The organism is Paraherbaspirillum soli (assembly GCF_042654985.1).
GTDB classification, from domain to species: Bacteria; Pseudomonadota; Gammaproteobacteria; order Burkholderiales; family Burkholderiaceae_D; genus Paraherbaspirillum; species Paraherbaspirillum soli.
The window spans coordinates 199616-215659 of the sequence record NZ_JBHSMT010000008.1; the positions used below are offsets into that span (position 1 = coordinate 199616).

Annotated in this window: 25 protein-coding genes; 1 reads left to right on the plus strand and 24 read right to left on the minus strand. The window is 52.6% G+C overall.

The window, feature by feature from the left end; all coding sequences use genetic code 11:
• Positions 1-14 precede the first annotated feature (14 nt).
• The 24 genes from rpmD to rpsL form a co-directional block, all read right to left on the minus strand.
• Positions 15-194 (minus strand): 50S ribosomal protein L30, encoded by a 180-nt coding sequence (gene rpmD / locus ACFPM8_RS03510; RefSeq protein WP_061535113.1) that lies wholly within the window; start codon positions 192-194, stop codon positions 15-17.
• A 10-nt stretch (positions 195-204) separates the two neighbouring features.
• Positions 205-723 (minus strand): 30S ribosomal protein S5, encoded by a 519-nt coding sequence (gene rpsE / locus ACFPM8_RS03515; protein ID WP_378995032.1) that lies wholly within the window; start codon positions 721-723, stop codon positions 205-207.
• Positions 724-735: 12 nt separating this feature from the next.
• Entirely contained in the window at positions 736-1098 is a 363-nt protein-coding gene (gene rplR, locus ACFPM8_RS03520; protein ID WP_041741098.1) for a 50S ribosomal protein L18, read from the minus strand.
• Between the two features lie 12 nt (positions 1099-1110).
• Positions 1111-1644 carry a 50S ribosomal protein L6 gene (rplF, locus tag ACFPM8_RS03525; protein WP_378995034.1) on the minus strand — a complete coding sequence of 178 codons (534 nt, stop codon included), beginning with the start codon at positions 1642-1644 and terminating at the stop codon, positions 1111-1113.
• A 10-nt stretch (positions 1645-1654) separates the two neighbouring features.
• Positions 1655-2050, minus strand: coding sequence for a 30S ribosomal protein S8 (rpsH, locus tag ACFPM8_RS03530; RefSeq protein ID WP_378995036.1), 396 nt, complete (start codon positions 2048-2050; stop codon positions 1655-1657).
• Between the two features lie 14 nt (positions 2051-2064).
• A complete protein-coding gene (gene rpsN, locus ACFPM8_RS03535; RefSeq protein ID WP_014004406.1) occupies positions 2065-2370 on the minus strand; it encodes a 30S ribosomal protein S14 in 306 nt (101 codons plus the stop codon).
• A 7-nt stretch (positions 2371-2377) separates the two neighbouring features.
• Positions 2378-2917 (minus strand): 50S ribosomal protein L5, encoded by a 540-nt coding sequence (gene rplE, locus ACFPM8_RS03540; RefSeq protein WP_211460602.1) that lies wholly within the window; start codon positions 2915-2917, stop codon positions 2378-2380.
• A gap of 6 nt (positions 2918-2923) precedes the next feature.
• Positions 2924-3238, minus strand: a complete 315-nt coding sequence (rplX, locus tag ACFPM8_RS03545; protein WP_378995039.1) for a 50S ribosomal protein L24 — start codon at positions 3236-3238, stop codon at positions 2924-2926.
• Between the two features lie 9 nt (positions 3239-3247).
• Positions 3248-3616, minus strand: a complete 369-nt coding sequence (rplN, locus tag ACFPM8_RS03550) for a 50S ribosomal protein L14 (RefSeq protein WP_014004403.1) — start codon at positions 3614-3616, stop codon at positions 3248-3250.
• A 227-nt stretch (positions 3617-3843) separates the two neighbouring features.
• Positions 3844-4116, minus strand: a complete 273-nt coding sequence (gene rpsQ, locus ACFPM8_RS03555) for a 30S ribosomal protein S17 (protein ID WP_014004402.1) — start codon at positions 4114-4116, stop codon at positions 3844-3846.
• Positions 4116-4307, minus strand: coding sequence for a 50S ribosomal protein L29 (gene rpmC / locus ACFPM8_RS03560; protein WP_378995041.1), 192 nt, complete (start codon positions 4305-4307; stop codon positions 4116-4118). The genes rpsQ and rpmC overlap by 1 nt, the downstream gene beginning before the upstream one ends.
• Before the next feature lie 12 nt (positions 4308-4319).
• Positions 4320-4739, minus strand: a complete 420-nt coding sequence (gene rplP / locus ACFPM8_RS03565; RefSeq protein WP_378995043.1) for a 50S ribosomal protein L16 — start codon at positions 4737-4739, stop codon at positions 4320-4322.
• Between the two features lie 2 nt (positions 4740-4741).
• Positions 4742-5578, minus strand: coding sequence for a 30S ribosomal protein S3 (gene rpsC / locus ACFPM8_RS03570; protein ID WP_378995045.1), 837 nt, complete (start codon positions 5576-5578; stop codon positions 4742-4744).
• Positions 5579-5587: 9 nt separating this feature from the next.
• A complete protein-coding gene (gene rplV, locus ACFPM8_RS03575) occupies positions 5588-5920 on the minus strand; it encodes a 50S ribosomal protein L22 (RefSeq protein WP_172656933.1) in 333 nt (110 codons plus the stop codon).
• A gap of 6 nt (positions 5921-5926) precedes the next feature.
• Positions 5927-6202, minus strand: coding sequence for a 30S ribosomal protein S19 (gene rpsS / locus ACFPM8_RS03580; RefSeq protein WP_105530985.1), 276 nt, complete (start codon positions 6200-6202; stop codon positions 5927-5929).
• Positions 6203-6212: 10 nt separating this feature from the next.
• Positions 6213-7040, minus strand: a complete 828-nt coding sequence (gene rplB / locus ACFPM8_RS03585) for a 50S ribosomal protein L2 (RefSeq protein WP_378995048.1) — start codon at positions 7038-7040, stop codon at positions 6213-6215.
• Positions 7040-7357, minus strand: a complete 318-nt coding sequence (gene rplW, locus ACFPM8_RS03590) for a 50S ribosomal protein L23 (protein WP_092394418.1) — start codon at positions 7355-7357, stop codon at positions 7040-7042. The genes rplB and rplW overlap by 1 nt, the downstream gene beginning before the upstream one ends.
• On the minus strand, positions 7354-7974 hold the full coding sequence (gene rplD, locus ACFPM8_RS03595) for a 50S ribosomal protein L4 (protein WP_378995050.1): 621 nt from the start codon (positions 7972-7974) through the stop codon (positions 7354-7356). The genes rplW and rplD overlap by 4 nt, the downstream gene beginning before the upstream one ends.
• A gap of 3 nt (positions 7975-7977) precedes the next feature.
• Positions 7978-8634 carry a 50S ribosomal protein L3 gene (gene rplC, locus ACFPM8_RS03600; RefSeq protein WP_378995052.1) on the minus strand — a complete coding sequence of 219 codons (657 nt, stop codon included), beginning with the start codon at positions 8632-8634 and terminating at the stop codon, positions 7978-7980.
• A gap of 185 nt (positions 8635-8819) precedes the next feature.
• The gene (gene rpsJ, locus ACFPM8_RS03605; protein WP_108441493.1) at positions 8820-9137 is read right to left on the minus strand and encodes a 30S ribosomal protein S10; all 318 of its coding nucleotides are present in this window, start codon (positions 9135-9137) and stop codon (positions 8820-8822) included.
• A gap of 83 nt (positions 9138-9220) precedes the next feature.
• Positions 9221-10417: an elongation factor Tu gene (gene tuf / locus ACFPM8_RS03610; protein ID WP_378995055.1), complete on the minus strand. Its 1197-nt coding sequence runs from the start codon at positions 10415-10417 to the stop codon at positions 9221-9223.
• Positions 10418-10516: 99 nt separating this feature from the next.
• Positions 10517-12622 carry an elongation factor G gene (gene fusA / locus ACFPM8_RS03615; protein ID WP_378995057.1) on the minus strand — a complete coding sequence of 702 codons (2106 nt, stop codon included), beginning with the start codon at positions 12620-12622 and terminating at the stop codon, positions 10517-10519.
• Between the two features lie 123 nt (positions 12623-12745).
• Positions 12746-13216, minus strand: a complete 471-nt coding sequence (gene rpsG, locus ACFPM8_RS03620; RefSeq protein ID WP_378995059.1) for a 30S ribosomal protein S7 — start codon at positions 13214-13216, stop codon at positions 12746-12748.
• A 162-nt stretch (positions 13217-13378) separates the two neighbouring features.
• Positions 13379-13762 carry a 30S ribosomal protein S12 gene (gene rpsL / locus ACFPM8_RS03625; protein WP_014004389.1) on the minus strand — a complete coding sequence of 128 codons (384 nt, stop codon included), beginning with the start codon at positions 13760-13762 and terminating at the stop codon, positions 13379-13381.
• A gap of 349 nt (positions 13763-14111) precedes the next feature.
• Here rpsL and ACFPM8_RS03630 point away from each other — a divergent pair, with 349 nt between their 5' ends.
• Positions 14112-15914, plus strand: a complete 1803-nt coding sequence (locus tag ACFPM8_RS03630) for a phosphoethanolamine transferase (RefSeq protein ID WP_378995062.1) — start codon at positions 14112-14114, stop codon at positions 15912-15914.
• The last annotated feature ends 130 nt before the right edge of the window (positions 15915-16044 follow it).

Here is a 16044-nt window from a genome sequence, read left to right on the forward strand (position 1 = left end):
TCGCAAGCGTTAGCTTACGAAACCACTTTCACAAGATATGACACTTTATTGATCATGCCGCGCACAGCTGGAGTGTCTTGCAATTCGGAGACCGAATTTACGCGACGCAAACCGAGACCGCGAACAGTTGCGCGATGAGTTTCGCGCGTGCCGATCAAACCCTTGACCAATTGTACTTTTACAGTCTTTGTCATTTTGATCACCTTAGCCCAGAATTTCTTCAACGGACTTGCCGCGTTTAGCAGCGATCTCCGAAGGAGTGTTCATTTTTGCCAAACCGTTCAAAGTGGCGCGAACCATGTTGTATGGATTGGTGGAACCGTTGGACTTGGCCACAACGTTAGTAACACCCATCACTTCAAAAATTGCGCGCATTGGACCGCCGGCGATAACACCAGTACCGTCTTTAGCTGGCGTCATCAGAACTGACGAAGCGCCATGCTTACCGGTAACGGTGTGTTGCAGGGTACCGTTCTTCAACGTTACCTTGATCATCTTACGACGTGCTTCTTCCATTGCCTTCTGCACAGCGACTGGCACTTCTTTCGATTTGCCCTTGCCCATGCCAATACGGCCATCGCCATCACCAACAACAGCCAATGCAGCGAAACCCATGATACGACCACCCTTGACCACTTTGGTCACACGGTTGACCGCGATCATTTTTTCGCGCATGCCATCATCCGGCTTATCGCTTTGCATTTTTGATTGCATTTTTGCCATGACGATTCTTCCTTAGAACTTCAGACCGGCTTCACGGGCGGCATCTGCCAGCACCTTGACGCGGCCGTGGTAACGGAAACCGGAGCGATCAAACGCGACTTCGGTAACTCCTGCTTTCAGTGCCTTCTCGGCAACGCGCTTGCCAACCAGAGATGCAGCTGCCGTATTGCCGCCTGCGCCGGACTTGCCGGCCAGTTCTGCACGTACTTCAGCTTCCAGTGTGGAGGCCGAAGCCAGCACTTTAGCGTCAGGGCCGATGATGCTGGCGTAAATGTGCAAGTTGGTACGATGCACTGCCAGGCGGTTCACCTTTAACTCTGCGATCTTGGCACGCGTTTGGCGTGAACGGCGCAGACGTGATTGTTTCTTATCCATCGTCAACCCCTATTACTTCTTCTTGGTTTCTTTAAGGATTACCACTTCGTCCGAGTAACGAACGCCCTTGCCCTTATATGGCTCAGGTTCGCGGTAAGCACGAACTTCGGCAGCAACCTGACCAACACGTTGCTTGTCGATACCCTTGATCAGGATTTCGGTTTGCGTCGGTGTCTCAACCTTCACGCCTTGCGGCATTTGGTGAACAACCGGATGCGAGAAACCGAGCGACAGATTCAACTTGTCACCTTGTGCTTGCGCACGAAAACCAACGCCGACCAAGTTCAGCTTCTTTTCAAAGCCTTTGGTAACACCATTCACCATGTTGTTGACCAGAGCACGCAAGGTGCCGGACATCGCATTGGCTTCGCGGCTGTCGTCAGCGGCAGCGAAATTCAGCGTACCGTTGTTGTTTTCGATTTTTACCAGGCCATTCAAAGCCTGGGAAAGTGAGCCCAGCGGGCCCTTAACTGTGATCTGCGCTGCTGTAATGGTCGCTTCCGCGCCAGTTGGCAGTGCAATCGGCATTTTACCTACACGAGACATATTGCACTCCTTAGGCGACGTAGCAAATAACTTCGCCACCGACACCGGTTGCGCGCGCTTTGCGGTCCGTCATGACACCAGCTGGTGTCGAAATAATTGCCACACCCAAGCCGTTCATCACGTTAGGAATGTCATCTTTGCCTTTATAGATACGCAGCCCTGGACGGGACACGCGATCAAGACGTTCAATGACAGGACGGCCGGCGTAATACTTCAAACCGATTTTGAGTTCCGCTTTGCCACCTTCTTCGGTAACAGCGAAATCTTCAATGTAACCCTCGTCCTTGAGGACATTGGCAATCGCAACTTTGACCTTCGACGATGGCATTGCCACTGCTGTCTTGTGAACTACTTGCGCATTGCGGATACGGGTCAGCATATCGGCGATAGGATCGCTCATACTCATTGCATATTCTCCTATTACCAGCTTGCTTTTGTCATACCCGGAATCTCGCCACGCATGGCGATTTCACGGAGTTTAATACGGCCCAAACCGAACTTGCGGAAAGTGCCACGTGGACGACCAGTCAGGGAGCAACGATTACGTTGACGGGTCGGAGCCGAGTTACGTGGCAGCGCTTGCAATTTCAAGCGAGCTTCGTAGCGCTCTTCTTCCGACTTCGATTGGTCATCAATGATTGCCTTCAACTCGGCCCGCTTGCCGGCATACTTCTTTACCAGGTCAGCGCGCTTTTGTTCACGGTTAATCAGTGCCAGTTTTGCCATGGCAACCTCAGTTTCTGAACGGAAATTTAAATGCGGCGAGAAGCGATTTTGCTTCGTCGTCGGTCTTTGCAGTCGTTGTGATGCTGATATTCATACCACGCAACACGTCGATCTTGTCGTACTCAATTTCGGGGAAAATGATCTGCTCTTTCACACCGATGTTGTAGTTGCCACGACCGTCGAATGCACGACCGGACACACCACGGAAGTCACGTACGCGTGGTAACGCAACAGTGATCAGGCGATCCAGAAATTCGTACATATGAGCGCCACGCAATGTGACCATGCAACCAATCGGGTAGCCTTCACGGATTTTAAAACCCGCAATCGCTTTACGCGCCTTGGTCACGACTGGCTTTTGACCTGCAATCTTGGTCAAGTCGCCAACAGCGTGCTCAATAATTTTCTTGTCGGCGATTGCTTCGGACAACCCCATGTTCAGGGTGATCTTCAGAATACGCGGGACTTCCATCACTGACTTGTACGCGTATTTCGCGGTCAAGTCGGCAACGACCTTTTCTTTATAGAATTCTTGGAGACGGGCCATGATCTCTTAAACCTTAACAACTTCGCCGCTGGACTTGAAAACGCGAACCTTCTTGCCGTCCACGTCTTTAAAGCCCACACGATCTGCCTTGCCAGTTGCTGCGTTGAACAACGCAACATTTGACACATGAATTGGCATCAGCTTATCGACGATGCCACCAGTTACGCCAGTCATCGGGTTTGGCTTGGTCGCTTTTTTAGCGACATTCACACCCTCTACGACAACATAGCTAGCGTCCACGCGCTGTTTAACAACACCGCGCTTGCCCTTGTCTTTACCAGTCAGGACGATTACCTCGTCGCTTTTCCGAATCTTATCCATCTCGACTCCTTACAGCACTTCAGGCGCGAGCGACACAATCTTCATGAAGCGCTCAGTGCGCAGTTCACGAGTGACTGGTCCAAAAATACGCGTACCAATTGGCTCAAGCTTCGCATTCAGCAATACTGCTGCATTGCCATCGAACTTGACCAACGAACCGTCTTGGCGACGAACACCCTTTGCGGTTCGCACCACAACGGCGTTATAGATCTCGCCTTTCTTTACGCGGCCACGCGGGGCAGCGACTTTGACGGTAACCTTGATCACATCACCAATGCTGGCATAGCGACGCTTGGAACCACCCAGAACTTTGATGCACATGACTTCGCGCGCACCAGTGTTGTCGGCTACTTCGAGCCGGCTTTCCGTTTGAATCATAATATTTTCTTTCCCAACTTAACTCGCTGCCGCACGATGCGGATTTACGGTCAGTCTTGGTCCTGTCAGAGCAACCCTTGATGAGCGCACTGCTTAGGTGGACGACTTCCAAAACTTCTTGCTAGCTCTTAACTTCAACTGCAGAGTGTTCTTTTCGCTCTTACCTGGAATCAAGAAGAGCGAAGCCAAGCATTATTACATCAAAATGCTTGGCCCGCAACAAATACTTATAGTACCTGTGCTACTTGTACCACGCGCGTCACGCTCCAAGCTTTAGTCTTGGAGATTGGACGACCTTCTTGGATCTCGACAACGTCGCCTTCCTTGGCCTGGTTGGTTTCGTCATGTGCATGGTACTTGTTAGTACGCACTATGATTTTCCCGTACAGAGGATGCTTGACGTGGCGTTCGATCAGGACGGTAACCGTCTTATCCATTTTGTCGGACACGACCTTACCAACCAGCGTGCGCTTCAGCGCTTGTTTCACTTGATCGTTCATTACAGGGCGCCCTTCGAATTGATGACGGTCTTTACGCGTGCGATATCGCGACGAACTTTCTTCAATTGCGACGTATTGCTCAATTGCTGGGTAGCGATTTGCATGCGCAAACTAAATTGCGCCTTCAACAGCTCGGTCAGCTCTTTCGCCAATGCCGCTTGATCTTTGTCGCGGAGTTCAGATGCTTTCATAATTCACTCCAATTATTGGCCGACTTGACGCACGACGAACGTAGTCAATAGCGGCAATTTAGCTGCAGCCAAACGGAATGCCTCACGCGCCAGAGCTTCGTCGACGCCATCCATCTCGTACAGCACTTTACCTGGCTGGATTTCAGCCACGTAGTACTCAGGATTACCCTTACCGTTACCCATACGGACTTCGGCAGGTTTTTGCGAAATTGGCTTATCCGGGAAAATACGAATCCAGATACGACCACCCCGTTTGATATGACGGGTCATTGCGCGACGAGCTGCCTCGATCTGGCGTGCCGTGATACGACCACGGCCAACCGCTTTCAAGCCAAATTCGCCGAACGACACGGCGGTACCGCGCGAATGCGAAATGCCTTTGTTGCGGCCTTTTTGCTCTTTACGATATTTTCTGCGTGCTGGTTGCAGCATGATTATTCTCCCGCTTTCTCAGCCGGTGCAGCAACACCTTCAGCAGCGCCATCCGGCTTCTTGGCACGTGCCGGGCGCGCTGTTGGCGCTCCAGGACCTGCCGTTGTAGTTTTAGGACGCGGACGACCGGCTGGCTTGCCATCATCACGACGCGGACCACGGCGCTTCTTGTCGTCGTCACTAGGCACGTCGATTACCGGCGCTTCGCCGTTAGCCAAACGATCACCTTTGTAAACCCAGACTTTGATGCCGATAATGCCGTATGTCGTTTCAGCTTCGCCGAAACCATAGTCGATGTCAGCGCGCAGTGTGTGAAGTGGTACACGACCTTCGCGATACCATTCGGTACGTGCGATTTCGATTCCATTCAGACGACCGGACGACATGATCTTGATACCTTGCGCGCCCAGACGCATCGCGTTCTGCATCGCGCGTTTCATCGCACGGCGGAACATAATACGTTTTTCGAGCTGCTGCGCAATCGAATCAGCGATCAGTTGTGCGTCGATTTCAGGCTTACGAATTTCTTCGATATTGACGTGAACCGGCACACCCATCAGCTTGGTCAACGCCGACTTCAGTACTTCGATGTCTTCGCCTTTTTTGCCAATGACAACACCAGGACGCGAGCTGTAAATCGTGATGCGTGCGTTCTTTGCAGGACGCTCGATAACAACGCGACCGACCGAGGCGTTCTTCAGTTTTTTCTTGAGGAAAGCACGAACCTTCAGATCTTCGCTAAGCATTTGGGCAAAATTGCTATTGCCTGCATACCAGCGGGATCCCCAGTTGCGTGTAACCGCAAGGCGAAAACCGGTTGGATGAATCTTCTGTCCCATCGTGACTCCTTAGTTTCCGACAGTCACGTAAATGTGACAGGATTGCTTCGAGATACGATCGCCACGGCCTTTTGCACGCGCCGTGAAGCGCTTCAGGACCGAACCTTTTTCGACGTAAATCGTCGTAACTTTCAGCTCGTCGATATCAGCACCGTCATTGTGTTCGGCATTCGCAATTGCGGATTCCAGAACACGCTTGATGATTGCCGCACCTTTTTTCGGGCTAAAGGTCAGGATATTAAGCGCATGATCAATTTTTTTGCCGCGAATCAGATCGGCGACCAGACGGCCCTTTTGGGCCGAAAGACGCACACCGCGGAGGGTAGCTTTAGTTTCCATCATCGGACCTTATTTCTTAGCCTTCTTATCAGCTGCATGACCCTTGAACGTACGGGTCAGCGCGAATTCGCCGAGCTTGTGACCGACCATATTTTCGGACACATATACCGGGACGTGTTGTTTGCCGTTATGCACAGCAATCGTCAAACCGATAAAGTCCGGCATGATGGTCGAGCGACGGGACCAAGTCTTGATTGGTTTTTTGTCTTTGATTGCTTGCGCAGCTTCGACTTTTTTCACCAGGTGGGCGTCGCAGAACGGCCCTTTTTTCAATGAACGTGTCATGTGTTACCCCTTATTTCTTGCCACGGCGCGAGACGATCATTGAAGTAGTACGCTTGTTACGGCGAGTCTTCTTCCCCTTAGTCTGTTGACCCCATGGCGAAACTGGATGACGACCAGCTGCAGTCTTACCTTCACCACCACCGTGAGGATGGTCAACCGGGTTCATGACCACACCGCGAACGGTAGGACGAACACCGCGCCAACGCATCGCACCCGCTTTACCGATCTTGCGCAGGCTGTGCTCGGCATTGCCGACTTCACCAACGGTTGCACGGCATTCGATGTGAACGCGACGTACTTCACCGGAACGCAGACGGATCTGGGCGTAAGTACCTTCACGCGCCATCAACACCACGCCAGCGCCAGCTGTACGTGCCATCTGAGCACCTTTACCTGGCAGCATTTCGACGCAATGCAGAATCGTACCGACTGGAATATTACGGATCGGCAGGCAGTTACCTGACTTGATCGGCGCTTCCGAACCACTCATCACTTGATCGCCAACGGCCATGCCCTTGGTTGCAATGATGTACTGACGCTCACCATCGGCGTAGCACAACAGAGCGATATTCGCGGTGCGGTTTGGATCGTATTCGATACGCTCCACTTTCGCAGGGATACCATCTTTGGTGCGCTTGAAGTCGATAACACGGTAGTGCTGCTTATGACCACCACCGATATGACGGGTGGTGATGTGACCGTTGTTGTTACGACCAGCTGTTTTCGACTTCTTCTCAACCAGGGCAGCGAACGGACGGCCTTTGTACAGGTCGGGATTAACGACCTTGACCATTCCGCGGCGACCTGGCGAGGTCGGTTTAACTTTAACGAGTGCCATTATTTAGCCTCCTCGGTGAAGTTGATCTCTTGACCCGGCTTCAAGCATACGAATGCGCGACGGGTGTGGTTACGGCGACCCATGGTCTTGCCGGAACGCTTTTGCTTACCCTGGCGATTGGCAACTTGCACCGACTCCACCTGAACTTTGAACAGCAACTCAACAGCAGCCTTAACTTCCAGCTTGGTTGCGTCTGGCGCGATACGGAAAACAACTTGTTCGTTCTTTTCCGCAACCATCGTTGCCTTTTCGGAAATTACCGGCGCCAACAGCACTTTCATCAAGCGCTCTTCGCTATGTTTAACTAGTGCGTTCATGCCAGCATCTCCTCAATCTTAGCCAAAGCCAGCTTGGTGATCAGGATCTTCTTGTAGAACACCAAGGAAACCGGATCAGCGTGACGCGGCTCAACTACCAGTACGCCCGGCAGATTGCGCGACGCCAACAGCAGGTTGTCTTCCAGATTGTCGGTAATCACCAACACTGAATCCAAGCCCATGCTCTTCAGCTTTTGCGACAGCAACTTGGTCTTTGGCGCTTCGACCGAGAAGTTCTCGACGACCGACAAGCGACCTTCGCGTGCCAACTGAGACAGAATCGAGCAGACACCTGCGCGATACATCTTCTTGTTGACTTTGTGCGAGAAATTTTCATCAGGCGAGTTCGGAAAAATCCGACCACCGCCGCGCCACAGTGGCGAAGACGACATACCGGCACGAGCGCGGCCAGTACCTTTTTGGCGCCATGGCTTTTTAGTCGTGTGATGAACTTCTTCACGGTCTTTTTGCTTACGGTTACCGCTACGAGCGTTAGCCTGATAAGCAACTACGACCTGGTGAATCAGCGCTTCGTTGTAGTCGCGACCGAAAATAGTATCCGGTGCCGCAACGTTCGAAGCAGCTTGACCTTGGTCATTCAGGAGCTTGAGTTCCATGAATTAGGCTCCCTTCTTTGCTTTGATTTTGATCGCAGGGCTGACCACGACTTGGCCGTTCTTTGCACCTGGAACCGCGCCCTTAACCAGCAACAGCTGACGCTCTGCGTCAACGCGTGCGATTTCGAGGTTTTGCGTGGTTACGGTAACGTCACCCATGTGACCGGTCATGCGCTTACCAGGGAAAACACGACCTGGATCCTGCGCCATACCGATGGAACCTGGAACATTATGCGAACGGGAGTTACCGTGGCTGGCACGACCGGATGCAAAGTTGTGACGCTTGATGGTACCAGCGTAACCTTTACCGATCGAGACGCCTTGAACGTCAACCTTTTGGCCGACTTCGAACAGGCTGGCAGCGACGACGTCGCCAGTCTTCAGCTCGGAAGCTTTGCTCGAATCAATACGGAATTCTCTGAGGATGGTACCAGCCTCAACGCCGGCTTTGGCGTAGTGACCAGCTGCAGCTTTATTCACGCGTGAAGCGCGACGCTGACCGAATGCAACTTGAACAGCGGTATAACCGTCTGTTTCAGGCGTTTTGATTTGGGTCACGCGGTTGTTCGACACGTCCAGCACGGTTACAGGAATCGAATCCCCGTCATCCGTGAAGATGCGCATCATACCAACCTTGCGACCAACAAGGCCTAAGCTCATTGTTTTTCTCCATTCCCACCTACGATTGGGCGGGGCTGACTGTTTGTACAACTAAAATACGCGCGATCACAAAAAGCTGTAATCGCACCGAAGCCGATCAGTATAACCGGGTAAATTTTTATTTGCAACACCAAGTTTGTCATGGTATGTAAATGCAATTTCCCGGCTCACCTTATTTACAACACTTATTGCAGTTTGATTTCTACATCAACGCCAGCAGGCAGATCCAGCTTCATCAATGCGTCAACTGTTTTGTCAGTTGGGTCAACGATGTCCATCAAACGTTGATGCGTGCGAATTTCGAACTGATCGCGCGAAGTCTTGTTGACGTGCGGCGAACGCAATACGTCAAAACGTTGGATACGTGTTGGCAGAGGCACTGGACCCTTGACAACTGCGCCAGTGCGCTTGGCGGTATCAACGATTTCCTGAGCGGACTGGTCGATCAGACGATAGTCGAATGCCTTCAGGCGAATGCGGATTTTTTGGTTAGGAGCTGACATGGTTTTCCCTTAAAGAACGAACCGTGGACGACTCCTCATCCACGGCTATATTTAACAAACTACGTGTGAATCAAATTTCCTGATTACGCGTCAGGCAGGATTTTGGCAACAACGCCTGCACCAACGGTACGGCCACCTTCGCGAATCGCGAAACGCAGACCTTCTTCCATCGCGATCGGGTTGATCAAACTCACGGTGATCGACACGTTATCGCCTGGCATCACCATTTCTTTACCTTCTGGCAGCGCGATTGAGCCGGTCACGTCCGTGGTACGGAAGTAGAACTGTGGACGATAGTTGTTGAAGAATGGCGTGTGACGGCCACCTTCGTCTTTCGACAGAACATAGATCTCGCCGGTGAAATTCGCATGCGGCTTGATCGAACCTGGCTTGACCAACACTTGGCCGCGCACCACATCTTCACGCTTGGTACCGCGCAGCAGCACGCCAACGTTGTCGCCGGCTTGACCTTGGTCCAGCAGCTTGCGGAACATTTCAACGCCGGTGCAGGTAGTGGCTTGGGTCGGGTTAATACCGACGATTTCCAGTGCTTCACCAACCTTGACGATGCCGCGCTCAACACGACCGGTCACCACAGTACCGCGGCCGGAGATCGAGAACACGTCTTCCACTGGCAGCAGGAAAGCGCCGTCAACAGCACGTTCCGGTGTCGGGATGTAGGAATCCAGTGCTTCTGCCAATGCCATGATCGCTTGCTCGCCCAGTGGGCCAGTGTCGCCTTCCAGTGCCAGCTTGGCCGAACCCTTGATGATAGGCAGGTCGTCGCCTGGGAAATCGTACTTGCTCAGCAGTTCGCGCACTTCCATTTCGACCAGCTCGAGCAGCTCTTCGTCGTCGACCATGTCGGCTTTGTTCAGGAACACGATGATGTATGGCACGCCAACTTGACGCGACAACAGGATGTGTTCGCGTGTTTGTGGCATTGGGCCGTCAGCTGCGGAACAGACCAGGATCGCGCCGTCCATTTGCGCCGCGCCGGTGATCATGTTTTTCACATAGTCAGCATGGCCTGGGCAGTCAACGTGGGCGTAGTGGCGATTGGCAGTTTCGTACTCAACGTGCGCGGTGTTGATCGTGATGCCGCGCGCTTTTTCTTCTGGCGCTGCGTCAATTTGATCGTAGGCTTTGGCTTCGCCGCCAAACTTCTTCGACAATACTGTCGCGATTGCCGCGGTCAGCGTGGTCTTGCCATGGTCAACGTGGCCAATCGTGCCCACATTCACGTGCGGCTTGGTCCGCTCGAATTTACCTTTTGCCATTTTACTTTTCCTTCAAAAAGAACGATGTGTTAATCAGTTGAGGACAGAGTAATTCGCCACATTGGATGGCTCTTAAACTCCGTCCCGCAATTTGTTAGCTTACTTAGCCTTGGACGTTACGATTGCATCGATAACATTCTTCGGCGCTTCGGAGTAGTGCTTGAATTCCATCGAGTACGTTGCACGGCCTTGAGTAGCCGAACGCAACGAAGTCGAGTAACCGAACATTTCCGACAGAGGCACTTCAGCCTTGATGATCTTGCCGCCACCGCCGGCGATCTCATCCATGCCTTGCACCATGCCGCGACGTGAGGACAAATCACCCATCACGGTACCAGCGTAGTCTTCCGGGGTCTCGACTTCAACCGCCATCATTGGCTCCAGAATAACCGGGCTGGCTTTACGGCAACCGTCTTTGAATGCCATCGAAGCGGCCATGCGGAACGCATTTTCGTTCGAGTCGACATCATGGTAAGAACCGAAGAACAGCGTGACCTTGACGTCAACCACTGGATAACCGGCCAACACGCCGGTGTTCAGTGTTTCACGCACGCCCTTTTCTACCGCAGGGATGTATTCGCGCGGAACGGTACCACCCTTGATCGCGTCAACGAACTCGAAACCCTTGCCCGGCTCTTGCGGCTCGATCTTCAATACCACGTGACCGTATTGACCACGACCACCGGATTGCTTAACGAACTTGCCTTCGATTTCTTCGCAAGTCTTGCGAATGGTTTCGCGATACGCAACTTGTGGCTTACCAACGGTCGCTTCAACGTTGAATTCACGCTTCATGCGGTCGACGATAATATCCAGGTGCAATTCACCCATACCGGCGATGATGGTCTGACCCGATTCTTCATCGGTACGGACGCGGAACGACGGATCTTCCGCAGCCAGGCGATTCAACGCCAAGCCCATTTTTTCCTGGTCAGCCTTGGTCTTAGGCTCAACTGCCTGCGAAATCACCGGCTCTGGGAACACCATGCGCTCCAGCACAACGAATGCAGCTGGATCACACAATGTATCGCCAGTTGTCGTGTCTTTCAGACCCACTACCGCTGCGATGTCGCCGGCCAGAACTTCTTTGATTTCTTCGCGCTGGTTAGCATGCATCTGCACGATACGGCCGATACGCTCTTTCTTGTTCTTAACGGAATTAAGAACTGTATCGCCCGAGTTCAAGGTACCGGAGTAGCAGCGCACGAAACACAATTGACCGACGAATGGATCGGTTGCGATCTTGAATGCCAATGCCGAGAATTTCTCGGTATCTTCCGCTTTACGGACGATCGGCTGATCATCTTCATCCAGGCCTGGCACCGGAGGAATATCCATTGGCGATGGCAGGTATTCGATCACGCCGTCCAACATCGCTTGCACGCCCTTGTTTTTAAACGCGGTGCCGCACATCATTGGAACGATTTCGCTGGACAGCGTACGTTGACGAATCGCAGCCTTGATCTCGGCTTCAGTCAAATCGCCTTCTTCCAGATACTTGTTCATCAATTCTTCTGATGCTTCGGCCGCGGCTTCAACCATGTTTTCACGCCACTTGGCAGCTTCGTCAGCCAAATTAGCAGGAATATCACGGTAATCGAAGGTCATCCCTTGGGTATCATCGTGCCAATAGATCGCCTTCATCTTGACCAGATCGATCACGCCTTCGAACTTGTCTTCGGCGCCGATAGGCACTTGCATAGGAACCGGGTTAGCCTTCAAGCGCGCGCGCATTTGGTCGAAGACCTTGAAGAAGTTCGCGCCAGTACGGTCCATCTTGTTGACGAATGCCAAACGTGGGACTTTGTACTTGTTAGCTTGACGCCAAACGGTTTCCGATTGCGGCTGCACACCGCCGACCGCACAGTAAACCATGCAGGCGCCGTCCAGCACGCGCATCGAACGCTCAACTTCAATCGTGAAGTCAACGTGGCCCGGAGTATCAATGATATTGATATGGTGTGGCTGGAAATTACTCGCCATACCCTTCCAGAAGCAGGTAGTCGCAGCAGAAGTAATCGTGATGCCACGCTCTTGCTCTTGCTCCATCCAGTCCATGGTGGCCGCGCCATCATGCACTTCACCAATCTTGTGATTTACGCCGGTGTAAAACAGCACGCGCTCTGTCGTCGTGGTCTTACCTGCATCAATGTGAGCCGAAATACCGATATTGCGGTAACGCTCTAGGGGGGTCTTGCGAGCCATGATTTATTCCTAAGTCTTTAATGTACGAAACCGAGCGCTATTTTTGGAAAAAATATGCGCTCGGCTCGAACAAATTTCAGATGCGAACAGGCGGCGCCATATAGGGGCCGGCCATCCATTCCATTAGAAGCGGAAGTGCGAGAACGCCTTGTTCGCTTCTGCCATACGGTGCACTTCGTCACGCTTTTTCATAGCGCCGCCGCGACCTTCTGCGGCTTCCATCAATTCGCCACCGAGTCGTTGCGGCATCGATTTTTCGCTACGCTTGTTAGCTGCTTCACGCAACCAGCGCATCGACAACGCCATACGACGGACAGGGCGAACTTCTACTGGCACCTGGTAGTTTGCACCACCAACGCGACGCGACTTTACTTCAACCAGCGGTTTGCAATTGCCGATTGCGGCAGCAAACACTTCCAGCGGATCTTTGCCGGATTTAGCCTGGATGTGCTCGAAAGCACCGTAAATGATATTTTCTGCGACCGACTTCTTACCGGACAGCATCAGGACGTTGACGAACTTCGCAACATCAACATTACCGAACTTTGGATCCGGCAGAATCTCCCGCTTGGGAACTTCACGACGACGTGGCATTTCGATTCCTTTCAATCTTCAGTTGAGCACGCAGATCTTTTGTTTCTGCACACTCGAGGGAGCCATCATAGCACCCACTTACTCGGCCCATTGGGGACCGACACATGATCGACCTAGCTAAGCAACCACCTTGCGGTTAGCACTTAGAGCGGACGAAAACACTTATTTCTTTGCAGCCTTAGCACGCTTTGCACCGTACTTCGAACGCGCTTGTTTACGATCCTTGACGCCCTGGGTATCCAGTGCACCGCGAACCATGTGGTAACGCACACCTGGCAAGTCTTTTACACGACCGCCGCGCAGCAGCACGACGCTATGTTCTTGCAGGTTATGGCCTTCACCGCCGATGTACGAAATAACTTCGAAACCGTTGGTCAGGCGAACTTTGGCAACTTTACGCAAAGCCGAGTTTGGCTTCTTTGGAGTTGTCGTATAAACGCGGGTGCATACGCCACGTTTTTGCGGGCTGTTTTCCAGCGCCGGTGATTTGCTCTTTACGACCGCAGAAACGCGCGGTTGGCGAATCAATTGATTGATGGTTGGCATCGTTATATATCCAACAAAATTACGACGTTAATAACAACAATCCCGAAATCGGTTGTCCGGGATTGGACAGATACTTGCACGAGAAACCGCGCAGTTCGCACACAGCTCAATTCGGCAATAAAGGGGAAACGCGCTATAGAAAGCGGAAGCAGACCAAAGAACGCTCAGCCCAGAAGAGCCTACAATCGAGAACCCGCGAGTGTACTCCAATGATTTCATCCAGTCAATCAGCACTGGGAATATTCGGCGCATATTACAACATGCCCTATCTCCGGCTTGCACTCCCAGGTCGTCCTCCGAACTTGGCGCCTCTGCTTTGCTGGATAATCCCTCTCCTTTGCCTTTCTAAATGACGATGCCTTCCTTGCTGCGCCGTAATAATCTGTTCGTGCTGACCACCTATCTGGCGCTGTCGCTGGTACCGTTTGCAGGCTTACTGTTTGGACAAACAATCGAACGCCCGGGCCGTGTCGCGACGATAGAAATCATCTCGTGGTTGGCAATATGGGCGGCATTCAAACGACCGGCACGTTTTCATTGGCTGCTGCTTCCCGCATTCATTGCATTGCCGCTCGAGTTATATCTGCGCAAGTTTTACGGCCAGGGAATTTCTACACATCATCTCGGCATCATTGCCGAGACAAGTCCGACCGAAGCCATCGAATTCTTGAGCGACAAGATTTGGCTGCTGGCATTTATCCTTATTTGCGTTGTGATCTGGTGGGGGCTGAGCTGGTTCGCTGCTGGTCGCACCCGCGACCTGGACTGGAGCCACAAATCGCGCTGGACATGCGGCGCGCTGCTGACCGCCGGCTTTTGCATCTGGCTGTATGGACAGGAAGTCGGCATCCAGACGCCGGTTAAAACCGCGTCTACCACCTCCCATCCGATCACCCCGGATGCGGCCAGCCAGCGCTTCGGAGAACTGCCCAATTGGGCCAGCATCCCGTTCGAAGCGGAAGCATTTGGACACACCTGGCCATTCGGGCTCGCGGTTCGCGCTTATGACTTCTGGAACGAACGCAAATACCTGGCTAACCTTGAGCAGAAAAATAATCACTTCAGTTTTGGCGCACGCCAGACGCCCGAACCAGGCGCTCCGCAGATTGTGGTCATGGTGATCGGCGAGTCTTCCCGTTATGATCGCTGGAGCCTGAATGGCTATCAGCGCGAGACCAATCCACTGTTGAAGCAAGAGGCCAATCTGGTCAGCTTTTCAGATGTGGTCACGCCGGTATCGGCGACCCGGCTGTCGGTGCCGGTCATGATTTCCCGCAAACCGGCGCTCGAAAGCCTGAACGCCGGTTTTTCCGAGAAATCCTTTGTCACCGGCTACAAGGAAGCTGGATTCAAGACTTACTGGATTTCGAATCAAATGTCATACGGCAAGTTCGATACCCCGGTGTCGGTTTTCGCGAATGAGGCCGATGTGACCGAATTCCTTAATCTCGGCGGCTTTACCGACACCTCCAATTTTGACAATGTGCTGCTGTCGTCACTACAGAAGGCGATGCAGGACCCGGCGCCGAAGAAGTTAATCGTGCTGCACACCCTTGGCAATCACTGGAACTATAGCCATCGCTATCCGCAGGAATTCGACAAATGGCAGCCATCGCTGTTCGGCATTGCCAATCCAGCCTACACCAACCTTGCCAATAAGCCGGCACTCAACAATAGCTACGACAACTCGATTCTCTACGTCGACTGGTTCTTATCGCAAGTGATTGCCGAGCTGAAGGCGTCGAACCAGTTAAGCGCGATGATGTATTTTGCCGACCATGGTCAAACGCTCTATGACGGCAGCTGCAAGGTTGCGTTTCATGGACACAACACGCAATACGAATTCCATATTCCGGCGCTGATGTGGTACTCCGATTTATACCAGCAGACCTATCCCGAAAAAGTGAAGCAGCTGATTCGCCATAAACGCGCCAGGATGACTACTGAAAACGTGTTCCATTCGCTGCTGGACCTGTCCGATATACGCTATCCGAGCGAGCACCTGGAGTGGAGCTTCTTGAGCGGCAAGCTGCGGCCGCACACACGTTATGTCGACAGTTACGGCTGGAGCGATTACGACAATTCCACCCTCAAGGGCGACTGCCGGGAAGTAATCGACAACGGCAAACCGCTGCGACAAATTCGTCACTAATTACGATGCGGAGTTCGGCCGATCGAGGGGACTGTAAAGTCTCGCGGCAAAACTTGCCGTAGACGCGTATGACAGTACAAACAAAAACGGCACCGGTAGACTACCCGGTGCCGTTTTGCATTGAAACGAG

What these genes read in the sequence shown, in the direction of transcription:
- rplC (WP_378995052.1), bottom strand. Translation starts at nt 8,634, where the DNA reads ATGAGCTTAGGCCTTGTTGGTCGCAAGGTTGGTATGATGCGCATCTTC.
- rplB (WP_378995048.1), bottom strand. Translation starts at nt 7,040, where the DNA reads ATGGCACTCGTTAAAGTTAAACCGACCTCGCCAGGTCGCCGCGGAATG.
- ACFPM8_RS03630 (WP_378995062.1), top strand. Translation starts at nt 14,112, where the DNA reads ATGACGATGCCTTCCTTGCTGCGCCGTAATAATCTGTTCGTGCTGACC.
- rplV (WP_172656933.1), bottom strand. Translation starts at nt 5,920, where the DNA reads ATGATGGAAACTAAAGCTACCCTCCGCGGTGTGCGTCTTTCGGCCCAA.
- rpsH (WP_378995036.1), bottom strand. Translation starts at nt 2,050, where the DNA reads ATGAGTATGAGCGATCCTATCGCCGATATGCTGACCCGTATCCGCAAT.
- rplW (WP_092394418.1), bottom strand. Translation starts at nt 7,357, where the DNA reads ATGAACGCACTAGTTAAACATAGCGAAGAGCGCTTGATGAAAGTGCTG.
- rplX (WP_378995039.1), bottom strand. Translation starts at nt 3,238, where the DNA reads ATGGATAAGATTCGGAAAAGCGACGAGGTAATCGTCCTGACTGGTAAA.
- rpsE (WP_378995032.1), bottom strand. Translation starts at nt 723, where the DNA reads ATGGCAAAAATGCAATCAAAAATGCAAAGCGATAAGCCGGATGATGGC.
- rpsJ (WP_108441493.1), bottom strand. Translation starts at nt 9,137, where the DNA reads ATGTCAGCTCCTAACCAAAAAATCCGCATTCGCCTGAAGGCATTCGAC.
- rpsL (WP_014004389.1), bottom strand. Translation starts at nt 13,762, where the DNA reads ATGCCAACCATCAATCAATTGATTCGCCAACCGCGCGTTTCTGCGGTC.
- rplF (WP_378995034.1), bottom strand. Translation starts at nt 1,644, where the DNA reads ATGTCTCGTGTAGGTAAAATGCCGATTGCACTGCCAACTGGCGCGGAA.
- rpsC (WP_378995045.1), bottom strand. Translation starts at nt 5,578, where the DNA reads ATGGGACAGAAGATTCATCCAACCGGTTTTCGCCTTGCGGTTACACGC.
- rpmD (WP_061535113.1), bottom strand. Translation starts at nt 194, where the DNA reads ATGACAAAGACTGTAAAAGTACAATTGGTCAAGGGTTTGATCGGCACG.
- rpsQ (WP_014004402.1), bottom strand. Translation starts at nt 4,116, where the DNA reads ATGAACGATCAAGTGAAACAAGCGCTGAAGCGCACGCTGGTTGGTAAG.
- rpsN (WP_014004406.1), bottom strand. Translation starts at nt 2,370, where the DNA reads ATGGCAAAACTGGCACTGATTAACCGTGAACAAAAGCGCGCTGACCTG.
- rplP (WP_378995043.1), bottom strand. Translation starts at nt 4,739, where the DNA reads ATGCTGCAACCAGCACGCAGAAAATATCGTAAAGAGCAAAAAGGCCGC.
- rpmC (WP_378995041.1), bottom strand. Translation starts at nt 4,307, where the DNA reads ATGAAAGCATCTGAACTCCGCGACAAAGATCAAGCGGCATTGGCGAAA.
- rplD (WP_378995050.1), bottom strand. Translation starts at nt 7,974, where the DNA reads ATGGAACTCAAGCTCCTGAATGACCAAGGTCAAGCTGCTTCGAACGTT.
- fusA (WP_378995057.1), bottom strand. Translation starts at nt 12,622, where the DNA reads ATGGCTCGCAAGACCCCCCTAGAGCGTTACCGCAATATCGGTATTTCG.
- rplE (WP_211460602.1), bottom strand. Translation starts at nt 2,917, where the DNA reads ATGGCCCGTCTCCAAGAATTCTATAAAGAAAAGGTCGTTGCCGACTTG.
- rpsG (WP_378995059.1), bottom strand. Translation starts at nt 13,216, where the DNA reads ATGCCACGTCGTCGTGAAGTTCCCAAGCGGGAGATTCTGCCGGATCCA.
- rpsS (WP_105530985.1), bottom strand. Translation starts at nt 6,202, where the DNA reads ATGACACGTTCATTGAAAAAAGGGCCGTTCTGCGACGCCCACCTGGTG.
- tuf (WP_378995055.1), bottom strand. Translation starts at nt 10,417, where the DNA reads ATGGCAAAAGGTAAATTCGAGCGGACCAAGCCGCACGTGAATGTGGGC.
- rplN (WP_014004403.1), bottom strand. Translation starts at nt 3,616, where the DNA reads ATGATTCAAACGGAAAGCCGGCTCGAAGTAGCCGACAACACTGGTGCG.
- rplR (WP_041741098.1), bottom strand. Translation starts at nt 1,098, where the DNA reads ATGGATAAGAAACAATCACGTCTGCGCCGTTCACGCCAAACGCGTGCC.